The sequence below is a fragment of the Halonotius terrestris genome (genome assembly GCF_006861665.1).
Taxonomy (GTDB): Archaea; Halobacteriota; Halobacteria; order Halobacteriales; family Haloferacaceae; genus Halonotius; species Halonotius terrestris.
Map to the genome: position 1 here is coordinate 1,671 of NZ_RKLU01000005.1, position 9,735 is coordinate 11,405.

The window sequence follows — 9,735 nt, forward strand, 5'->3', positions numbered from 1 at the left end:
TGNACCCCGANCGTCGGCGTCTGCCGTGACGGCACCCGCTTCGTCCCGACAAAACTCGTTGACGTGGCGGGGTTGATTCCCGGAGCCCATGAGGGCAACGGCCTCGGCAACCAATTCCTGACCGACCTNAACGAGNCNGACGNGNTNNTNCACGTNGTNGANTTCTCCGGGNNNACNGACNNCGAGGGNGANCCGACNGAGGGCCACGACCCCCGCGACGACATCGACTTCCTCGANACNGANCTCGACATGTGGTATCTCGATATCCTCGAAAAGGGCATCGAGAGCCACGAGACGAAATACGAGGGCGCGGAGGCGAAGATCGAGGTCGACCTCGCCGAGCAGATGAGCGCGTTCAAAACGAACAAAGACGAGATCAAACAGATCATCCTCTCGCTCGGCCTCGAACTCGATACCGACACGTGGGACGACGAGGACCGCGAAGCCCTCGCCCGCGAGATCAGAAAGCGAACCAAGCCAATGCTGATCGCGGCCAATAAGATGGACACTCCCGAGGCACAGGCCAACTGGGATGAGATCACCGACGATCCCGACTACGACCACCTGACCTTCGTCCCGGCGAGTGCCCACGCCGAGGGAGCCCTGAAAAAAGCCGACGACAACGGCGTCATCGACTACACGCCAGGCGACGACTCCTTCGACATCCTCGGGGACCTCTCGGCCGAACAGGAAGCCGGTCTCGAACAAATACGAGACTTCATCGCCGACTACGGCGGTACCGGCGTCCAGCAGGCTATCGAAACCGCCCTCTTTGATGTGCTGGGCTGTATCGCCGTCTTCCCCGGGACCGCCAACGGCAGCGACGACGAGAAGGGTGTCTTCCGGGACTGTTTCGTCCTCCCCGAGGAAGCGACGACCGAGGACTTCGCGTACTTCCTCCACTCGGACATCGGCGACGGGCTGCTTCACGGGATCGACTGCCGGACGGAACGACAGGTCGGCGCGGATCACGATCTCACCCACCGCGATGTCGTCGAGATCGTTTCGACCAACTGAGACGGTTCAGTCGCCAGTGTCGTCGATTGCGGTCGCCAGTGCGTCGAGAGCGTGTGTCGCGCTTTTCTGTTTCACCGCCGCGCGGTCGCCGTCGAAGACATGGCGATCGACGCGTACGAAGGAGTCCTCGCTACCCCACGGGGCAGCGTAGGCGACGCCGATGAAGACGAGGCCGACCGGTTTTTGCTCCGTGCCGCCGGTGGGGCCGGCGATTCCGGTCGTCGAGACGCCCCACGTCGTTGCCGCTGTGTCTCGAATCCCGGTCGCCATCTCGGCGGCGACTTCTCGGCTCACTGCGCCGTGGCTATCGAGTGCTTCCCGTGAGACGGCGAGGTCCTGCTGTTTCGAGCGGTTAGAGTAGGTGACGACGCCACGATCGAAGTACGCACTCGATCCGGGAACATCAGTAAGCCGCGAGCAGATCAGCCCGCCGGTCAGCGACTCAGCGACAGCGAGGCTTTCCTCACGGTCTGTCAACCGTTTGCCGACGACCGCTTCGATCGGCTCGCCGTCCTCGGTTGCTGGTGTCATGTCGTCGCGTTCGTGGGCCATCCGTTTGAAGCACCCTGTTCAGTCGAGTTCGACCGCTCGGCCGTCTTCGGCGGAGCGGTAGATCGCGTCGATCACCCGTTGGACGGCCAGCCCCTCGCTGATCGTGTTTCGCTCCGGGACTTCGTCGGCGGCGACGTGTTCGAGGAAGTAGCCAACTTCGGTCAGATGCGTGTTGTTGTCGGCGGTGTCGACGGCCGTTTCGGTGAGGTGGTCGCTGCCGGCACTGCCCGACTCGTAGATGGTGAGCTCCTCGCTTTTGCGGTCGTAGATCGCGCCGCCGTCGCTGCCGCGTAGGACGAACTCGTCGGTTCGCGGGCGGTTGGCCGCCCACGCGACCTCAAGGGAGACGGTTCGACCGTCCTCGGCTCGCAAAAACGCGCTGGCGGAATCCTCGACGTCGAACGCCTCAGGCCCCTCGTCGTCGCCCCACATATAGAGGTAGCCGTAGTCCTCCCGAGTCCCGAACTGTGCTCGCGTCGTCGCCGACACCTCGGTGATCGTCGGGAAATCGAGGAAGTGCAGCGCGAGGTCGATCGCGTGGACGCCGATATCGATGAGCGCGCCGCCGCCGGCGACCTCCTTCGAGGTGAACCACGAGCCACGGCCGGGGATGCCCCGCCGCCGGACGTAGTTGGCTTCGACGTGTGTGATGTCGCCGAAGCGGCCCTCATCCCGGTAGGCGGTGGCGACCTCGACCGGCGCGGCGAAGCGGTTGTTGAAGCCGACCATACAGAACCCGTCGCTGGCGGCCGCGCTGTCGGCGATGCGTTCCGCGCTGTCGAGGGTGTGGGCGACCGGCTTTTCGAGTAACACGTCGAGGCCAGCGTTCAGCCCGGCGGTGGCGTAATCTTCGTGGTACTTGTTCGGCGTCGTGACGAACAGCGCGTCGATCTCGGTGAGGATGTCGTCGATGTCACTGTACGTCGGCACGTTCCACTCCTCGCTGAACTCTTGGCGGGCCTCGGCATCGATATCGACGCCGCCGACGAGGTCCGCGCCGTGTTCTTCGAGGCGGTCGGCGTGGTGGTGGCCGATCCCACCGAGGCCGACGATCCCGACTCTGACTGGCGGTTCTGACATACTTGGCGATGGCTACTGGCGCGGTCGGTAAAAGAGATGCTTCCGTTCGCTCGAAACTGCACGCGCTCTTAATTAGACTAGTCTAATTTATCTATTCGATAGCAACAACTATACGCGCTGCCCCGCGCTGTCTATGTACGATGGCCGATCACACTCCGTCCGAGACGCTCTCCCGCAGACGCGCGGTTGCTGCGGGGGCTGGACTCCTCACCGCCGGGCTCGCCGGCTGTGCGGGCGGGCAGACCGTTAGCGACGCTCCGAGCGACGGGGCCGTCGCTGTCGCCTCGTTTTTCAGTTTCTATGACTTCGCTCGCAACATCGTCGATGGCACTCCGGTCGAGGTGGAAAACCTCGTGCCGACGGGCCTCCACGGCCACGGTTGGCAACCGAACGCGAGCGTCACCCGACGGATCATTGAGGCCGACGCGTTCATTCACGTCGGCGCGGGCTTCCAGCCGTGGGCCGACCGCGCGATTCGGACGATTCAGGACGACGAGGTCGACACGCAGTTGATCAACGCCCGCACAGGCGTCGAGTTGGCCGACCTCGCTGCGTCGCTGGATCCGGAGGAAGAGGGCGTCGGCGACCAACAGGGGAAAGACCCGCACTTCTGGCTCGATCCGCAGCGCGCGAAGCTATCAGTGGACAATATCACGGCTGGGCTTGCCGACCTCGCGCCGGCGCATGCGGAGTCGTTCCGCGCGAACGCGGCGACGTACAAATCCGAAACCTTGGATCGGATCGACGCGGACTATCAGGCGATTTTCGACGCCGCCGACCGCGACGTGGTGCAACTGGCAGCCCACAACGCCTTCCAATACATCGGGCTGCGGTACGGCGTAGCGATGCGCCCGCTGGTGACGAATCTTGCCGCGAGCGGTGCGGTCGCCCCAGAGGACATCACGCAGGCCAAGCAGGTCATCGCCGACAACGACATTCGCTACATCGCCAACGGCGTTTTCGAGTCGCGTCGGCCGGCGATCCAACTGATCGAGGAAACCCAAGCCGAGGCGTACTTCCCGGTCACCCCATACGCCGGCGTCCGCGAGGACTGGGTCGAGNANNNNTGGGGNTACGAGGAGATNGCNTACAACATCAACATGCCGACCTTCGAGGTCGTCCTCGGTAACAAATCGCCTGCCGAGGCTGGTCCCGACGGTTGGGCGGAAACGTGGAGGAACTTCGAATGAGTGCCGACAGCAACGCGGAGCCGACCAGTGAGCCGCCGGCCTCCGGTCAGACCCCACTCATCGAGATCGACAACGTCGAGTTCGGCTACACGGCGACGCCCGTCGTCAGGGATATTTCGCTGCGGATCGACGCCGGCGAGTACGTCGCTGTCGTCGGCCCGAACGGCTCGGGCAAATCGACGCTGATGAAGCTCATGCTGGGACTCTTAGAGCCCGATCAGGGGACAGCCCAACTGTTCGGCGAACCCGCCCACAAGTTCGACGACGGCTCCCGGATCGGCTACGTTGCCCAACACGCCAGTTCCTCCAAGGAGATGCCGATTACCGTCCGCGAGGTCGTCAAGATGGGGCGGTTTCCGCATGTCGGCTTCGGTCGACTCTCGGAATCCGACTGGGCGATTGTCGACCGCGCGCTCGACACCGTCGGGATGTCGGCGTTCGCAGATCGGCGGGTGACCCAACTTTCGGGCGGGCAGCGACAACGGGCGTTCATCGCCCGCGCGCTCGCCGGCGAGGCTGACCTTCTCGTCCTTGATGAGCCGACCGTCGGTGTCGACGCCGAGTCCGTCGAGGCCTTTTACAAATTGCTGGAATCGCTCAACGACGAGGGGATCACGATCCTCCTGATCGAGCACGACCTCGCGGCGGTCACCGATCACGCCGACCGCGTCGTCTGTCTCAACGGCGAGGTCTACTTCGACGGGCCGACCGACGAGTTCGTCGACAGCGACGCGCTTGCGCGCACCTTCGGGGCGGTCACTACGAATCCCGGTGATGCCACATGAGCGAGGTTGTGGCAGTCCTGCTACAGGGTGGGCTTGATGCCGTGTTCAGCCCGCTGTACTGGCTGCTTGATGTCTGGTCGCTGCTCATGTCGTGGCTCGCCGGCGCGACCGGGCTCGAACTGCTCCAGTACGGGTTCATGCACCGGGCGATCCTCGTCGGCNTCTGNATCGGNGTNATGGCNCCGCTCATCGGTACGTTCCTNGTCCACCGNCAGCTCGCACTCATCGGCGACGCNCTCGCNCACACNGCCTTCGCCGGNGTCGCNGTCGGCCTCTTCNNNAANGCNGTCNNCGNCNTCGGCGTCTCGCCGTACCTGACTGCGGTCGTCGTCGCTATGCTCGCCGCGCTGTTGATCGAACTCATCTCCGAAGTGACCGACGCGTACAACGATGTCTCGATGGCGATTGTCCTCTCGACGGGGTTCGCCCTCGGCACGACGCTGATCAGCATCAACGCCGGCGGGCTGACCGTCAGCGTCGATCAGTACCTCTTCGGCAACCTTTCGACGGTCACCACGGACGCCGCCGCGATTCTGCTTGTCCTGTTCGCCATCATTATCGGCGTCGTCGCGGTGACGCGAAATCAACTGCTGTACGTCACCTTCGACGAGACAGCAGCCGCGGTCTCGGGGCTCTCGGTGAGTTGGTACAATCGGATCATGGTCATGTTGACCGCGCTCGTCGTCGTCGGCGCGATGCAGATTATGGGCGTGATTCTCGTCGCCGCGATGTTGGTCGTCCCCGTCGCCGGCGCGACCCAAGTCGCCCGAAGCTTCACCGAAGCGTTGCTCGTCTCGGTCGTGCTCGCAGAACTCTCGGTGATTCTCGGGATCGCCGTCGCTTTCTACGCCGGCGCGACCGCCGGCGGCGTCGTCGTCCTCGTCGCTGTCGCCATCTACGCACTCGCCGTGATCGCCGGCAAGCTTCAGACCGCCATCGGCGAGACGGCGCGCCCGGAGATGGACAGCATCGATGCCGAGGCGACCGAACAGCCCGGCGACTGAGCAGGCGGCTGTGGTCGAGATATGCCTCCTCCGGTCTCACTCGACGAGATGTCGCGTCGCCAGTCCGACGAGATGCGGTGCCTCGGGCAGAATGATCTCCTCGGTCGCTAATTCAACGGCGTTCGTACTGCCTGGCAGGACGAAGACTGGTGTGTCGCGGGCGATGCCGCCGGTCGCCCGGGAGGCGATGGTTCGCGGGCCGATTTCCTCGTAGGACAGCTCTCGAAACAGCTCGCCGAATCCCGGCAGTTCGCGGTCGAAACGGTCGCTGACGGCGTCGGGCGTCACGTCGTCAGCGGTCGGGCCGGTGCCGCCGGTCGTCACCACGAGATCGACCGTCTCGTCGTCAAGGAGCGCGTCGAGTTCGCGTTGGATCGGACCGATGCCGTCGGGAACGAGGCGGCGTTCAACCACGCGGTGGCCGGCGTCTTCGAACAGCGATTCGATGGTGTCGCCGCCGGGGTCGTCGACCTCGCCGTCGGCGTCGGCGCGGGAGGTTGAGACGGTGAGGATCGCGGCTTGTAGCGGGGAGACAGTGTCATGGCCGTGGTCGTCGGCGGTTCGGCGGTCCGGGTCCGTCGTCGGCGTTCGGTTCGTGTTGTCGGAGTCACTCATACCTCAGCCAACGGAAAGTGGGGTGTTAGAAACCCGGGCTTTGTTGTGGTACTGTTCAGGTGAGGATATACGTCAGGAGGTAAGTGTAGAAAGCCCTCGACACGCTCGACTCCCGCGGCTCGCTGCGCTCCTCACTCGCTTCACTCGTTGCGGTGCTTGCGTCGCCGGTGTTCGTCGAGCGCGTCTCGCCCTTTCAGTCCACCAGGAAAGCGGGTGATCAGCCAGCCATCCCTCGGTTGCCTGTTCGTTTCTAAACGTGTCTCGTCGCTGGCGGCTATTCCACGGTCACGAGATACACCGCGACGACGGCCAGCGCGATCCCGAGGAGCTTCCGGGCTGTCAGCGACTCGCCGAGGACGGCAATCCCGACGAGCGAACTCGTCACGAGAAACATGCCGAAGACGGGAGTGACGACGCTCACCGGCCCCAGCGAGAGCGCGCGGTAGTACGCGAGGATGCCGACGCCCAAAAACAGGCCCGCGGCCACGGTGTGCCAGATTTTCGGGCTGTTCAGGTGTGGCGTCACCTGCTCGCCGGTTCCGACGATGACGACGCCAGCGACGACGACGAGCACGAGGTTCGACACCATCGTCGCCACGTCGCTCGGGACGGCGTCGGGCCCGGTCGTCGCCACGCGCATCAGGATCGGCACCAGCGTATACGCCCCCAACGCGAGAATCGCCCACGGCAGATAGCTCATAGCTGTCCTCAACGTGGGCAGTGAGTTATCGGTTCTGTCTCCGGCGCGGTCGTAGCCGACAGCGAGTGTCGCAAATCATATGCAGCCGGGGGTGTCAGGGGTTGTATGGACGAGAAACAGGAACTGCTGTCGCTGCTATCGACCGATGCGCGGGAGGACGTCGACGACATCGCCCGCCAGCTCGGCACCGACGCCGAGACGGTCGAACGCCTGCTCGATGAGCTGGAGTCGGAGGGCACCGTCCGCGGCTACCAAGCGGTCATCGACTGGGACAACACCGACAGCCAGCACGTCGCTGCTTTCGTCGAGCTCAACGTTGAGCTTGACCGCGAGACAGGATATAAAGAGATCGCCGACCGGATCGCCAAGTTCCCGGCGGTCGAATCCCTGCGGCTCGTCTCTGGCGATTATGACTTCGCTATCGAAGTCACCGGCGAGTCGATGCAGGACGTCTCCCAGTTCATCTCCGAGCAGATCGCCCCCATTCCGGAGATCACCCAGACGGTGACCCACTTCATCATGGAGACCTACAAGGAGGCCGGCATCGACTTCGGCGACCGCGACGACGACGACCGCCTGTCCGTCTCGCCATGACGCTGCAGCCGAACGAGCGCGTCGCGGCTACGCCCGAATCTGGGATTCGGAAGTTCTTCGAGCTCGCCGAGGAGCGCGATGACGTGATCTCGCTGGGCGTTGGCGAGCCGGATTTCTCCGCGCCGTGGGCCGCCCGCACCGCCGCGATCCACTCGCTGGAGGAGGGCAAGACCTCCTACACCGCCAACCGTGGAAAGCTCGAACTCCGCGAAGAAATCGCCGACCACGTCGAGCAGTGGGGCCACCAATACGACCCCGACAGCGAAATCCTCGTCACGACGGGCGCGAGCGAGGCGGTCGATCTCGCGTTGCGGACGTTCGTCGATCCCGGCGACAGGGTTGCCGTCCACCAGCCGACCTACATCTCGTACAAACCGGGCATTCGCTTTGCGGGCGGCGAGCCATTACCGGTACCGACTGGAGCCGACAACGACTTCGTGTTGACACCCGAGGCCTTGCGCGAGGCCGGTGCGGCCGACGCCGACGCGCTCATCCTCTGTTATCCGAACAATCCGACCGGGGCGGTGATGGACGCCGAGGAGACCGCAGCCGTCGCCGAGTTCTGCGTCGACAACGATATCGACGTGATCGCCGACGAGATCTANGCCGCNCTCACCTACGANGGCGAGCACACNNNNATCGCGACGCTTCCGGGGATGCGTGAGCGGACGGTCGTGTTCAACGGCTTCTCGAAGGCGTACGCGATGACCGGGCTCAGGCTCGGCTACGCGCTCGCACCTCCCGAAGTCATCGAGGCGCTNAACCGCGTNCANCAGTACACGATGCTGTCGGCNCCGACGACNGCNCAGTACGCCGCGATCGAGGCCCTACGCAGCTGCGACGAGAGCGTCACCGAGATGGCGACCGCGTTCAACCGTCGCCGCCGCTTTGTCCTCTCGCGGTTCGAGGAGATGGGGCTGGACTGCTTTACCGCACAGGGCGCGTTCTACGCCTTCCCGGCCTGTGGCGGCGACGACGAGGCCTTCGCTGAGAACCTTCTGGAGGAACAGGGCGTCGCCGTCGTTCCGGGGAGTGTCTTCGGCCCGGGCGGGGCGGGCCACCTCCGCGTCTCGTATGCGACGGGAATGTCGGAACTCAAAGAGGCGATGCGGCGGATCGAAACGTTCGTCGCCGACTGAATCGGCGGCGGAAAAACAGCAGAGATCTTATTCGAGTTCGATCTCGTCGTCTTCGACGTCGTCGAACTCCTGATAGAAGCCGGCGTAATCCTCGTGATCGGTGAAGGAATCCATCGTCGTATCCAGATCCTCGCGGAGTTGTTCGATCTTCTCGGAGAGCTCTTGGTACTCCTCGTTGTCGGCAAGGGCGGACTGGCTCTTCTCGGATTCCAGTAGGGCCTTCTTTGAGGACAGCGAGAACAGCTCTTGGACGCCTTCCTCGTAGGAGTTCCGCGTCAACAGATCGTTGATCGTCTCTTCGAGCGTGTCCCGCGTGACCGGTTTGACGAGNTAGNNGTCGAANCCCATCTCGATGATGTCGAAGTCNGGNTCGACGGCGGTNACCATCGNGACGCGNCAGTNGNNNCCNNNCTCGCGGANCNNGTCGAGCACTTCGTCGCCGGAGAGCCCCGGCATCCGACGATCGAGCAGGATGACGTCGATCTCGTCGTCGAGCTGTTCGATCGCCTCCTCGCCGCCGTAGGCCGTCCGGACCCGGTAGTCGGCCTGCAGCCACGTGGCATAGAGATCCGCGAGATCCGGTTCGTCCTCGACGACGAGGACAAGTGGAGGTTCGTCAGTCATGAATGGATAGGTCCCTCATCGCTCATGGTTGGTATCATAGCCGAGGATATATGAAAATACCCATTGCCCACGAGTGTTGCAGTCGTTTCCCACGATGAGACTAACCGTCGGCTGTCGCCCACTGCGACGGCTCGGCTGGTGGCCGATGCCGCTCGCTTAGTTGTCAGGACTGTAGTTCGGTGCCTCGTCGGTGATCATCACGTCGTGTGGGTGGCCCTCGGTCTGGCCGGCNNCGGAGACGCGNACGAATNNGGNTCGNTCNTTNANCTCGGGGATNGTNTCCGCGCCGACGTAGCCCATNCCNGAGCGCATCCCGCCNACGAGNTGNTGGAGTTCGGANNCGAGCGNCCCCTTNTANGGNGTNGCGGCCTCGACGCCNTCNGGGACGAACTCNTCGNCCTCTTCGNNGTCNTTNAGNTAGCGGTCGCCGCCNCC

At 64.0% G+C, this 9,735-nt stretch carries 12 protein-coding genes (2 of these 12 running past the window's edge); 6 read left to right on the plus strand and 6 right to left on the minus strand.

The features are described from left to right. Positions 1–1,017, plus strand: the 3' portion of a protein-coding gene (locus tag EGH24_RS11260; RefSeq protein WP_142980243.1) for a redox-regulated ATPase YchF. 174 nt of this gene lie to the left of the window's left edge; the window shows 1,017 of its 1,191 coding nt (coding positions 175–1,191); its start codon lies off the left edge, out of view; the stop codon is at positions 1,015–1,017. 6 nt (positions 1,018–1,023) lie between these two features. On the opposite strand, the gene EGH24_RS11265 is transcribed toward EGH24_RS11260, so the two are convergent. Together EGH24_RS11265 and EGH24_RS11270 are read right to left on the minus strand one after the other, a co-directional pair. Beyond that, positions 1,024–1,548, minus strand: a complete 525-nt coding sequence (locus EGH24_RS11265; protein ID WP_142980386.1) for a CinA family protein — start codon at positions 1,546–1,548, stop codon at positions 1,024–1,026. A gap of 39 nt (positions 1,549–1,587) precedes the next feature. Then, positions 1,588–2,649, minus strand: a complete 1,062-nt coding sequence (locus tag EGH24_RS11270; RefSeq protein WP_142980244.1) for a Gfo/Idh/MocA family protein — start codon at positions 2,647–2,649, stop codon at positions 1,588–1,590. Between the two features lie 140 nt (positions 2,650–2,789). On the opposite strand from EGH24_RS11270, the gene EGH24_RS11275 reads away from it, so the two are divergent. Genes EGH24_RS11275 through EGH24_RS11285 form a run of 3 tightly spaced genes read left to right on the plus strand, consistent with a single transcriptional unit; the run spans position 2,790 to position 5,628 of the window. Next, complete coding sequence (locus EGH24_RS11275) at positions 2,790–3,839, plus strand: metal ABC transporter substrate-binding protein (RefSeq protein WP_142980245.1); 1,050 nt, start codon at positions 2,790–2,792, stop codon at positions 3,837–3,839. Then, positions 3,836–4,624: a metal ABC transporter ATP-binding protein gene (locus EGH24_RS11280; protein WP_142980246.1), complete on the plus strand. Its 789-nt coding sequence runs from the start codon at positions 3,836–3,838 to the stop codon at positions 4,622–4,624. The genes EGH24_RS11275 and EGH24_RS11280 overlap by 4 nt, the downstream gene beginning before the upstream one ends. Next, positions 4,621–5,628 carry a metal ABC transporter permease gene (locus EGH24_RS11285; RefSeq protein ID WP_142980247.1) on the plus strand — a complete coding sequence of 336 codons (1,008 nt, stop codon included), beginning with the start codon at positions 4,621–4,623 and terminating at the stop codon, positions 5,626–5,628. The genes EGH24_RS11280 and EGH24_RS11285 overlap by 4 nt, the downstream gene beginning before the upstream one ends. A gap of 36 nt (positions 5,629–5,664) precedes the next feature. On the opposite strand, the gene EGH24_RS11290 is transcribed toward EGH24_RS11285, so the two are convergent. Then, positions 5,665–6,243: a MogA/MoaB family molybdenum cofactor biosynthesis protein gene (locus tag EGH24_RS11290; protein WP_142980248.1), complete on the minus strand. Its 579-nt coding sequence runs from the start codon at positions 6,241–6,243 to the stop codon at positions 5,665–5,667. 274 nt (positions 6,244–6,517) lie between these two features. After that, on the minus strand, positions 6,518–6,943 hold the full coding sequence (locus EGH24_RS11295) for an EamA family transporter (RefSeq protein WP_142980249.1): 426 nt from the start codon (positions 6,941–6,943) through the stop codon (positions 6,518–6,520). Between the two features lie 105 nt (positions 6,944–7,048). On the opposite strand from EGH24_RS11295, the gene EGH24_RS11300 reads away from it, so the two are divergent. Together EGH24_RS11300 and EGH24_RS11305 are read left to right on the plus strand one after the other, a co-directional pair. Next, positions 7,049–7,537, plus strand: coding sequence for an Lrp/AsnC family transcriptional regulator (locus EGH24_RS11300; protein ID WP_142980250.1), 489 nt, complete (start codon positions 7,049–7,051; stop codon positions 7,535–7,537). Continuing rightward, positions 7,534–8,676 carry a pyridoxal phosphate-dependent aminotransferase gene (locus EGH24_RS11305; protein WP_185903308.1) on the plus strand — a complete coding sequence of 381 codons (1,143 nt, stop codon included), beginning with the start codon at positions 7,534–7,536 and terminating at the stop codon, positions 8,674–8,676. The genes EGH24_RS11300 and EGH24_RS11305 overlap by 4 nt, the downstream gene beginning before the upstream one ends. 27 nt (positions 8,677–8,703) lie before the next feature. On the opposite strand, the gene EGH24_RS11310 is transcribed toward EGH24_RS11305, so the two are convergent. Together EGH24_RS11310 and guaB are read right to left on the minus strand one after the other, a co-directional pair. Further along, positions 8,704–9,300, minus strand: coding sequence for a HalX domain-containing protein (locus EGH24_RS11310; RefSeq protein WP_142980251.1), 597 nt, complete (start codon positions 9,298–9,300; stop codon positions 8,704–8,706). Positions 9,301–9,456: 156 nt separating this feature from the next. Next, positions 9,457–9,735, minus strand: the final stretch of a protein-coding gene (gene guaB, locus EGH24_RS11315; RefSeq protein ID WP_142980252.1) for an IMP dehydrogenase. Its footprint extends 1,215 nt past the window's final position; 279 of the gene's 1,494 nt are visible here — the last part of the coding sequence; the start codon falls outside the window, past its right edge; it ends in the stop codon at positions 9,457–9,459.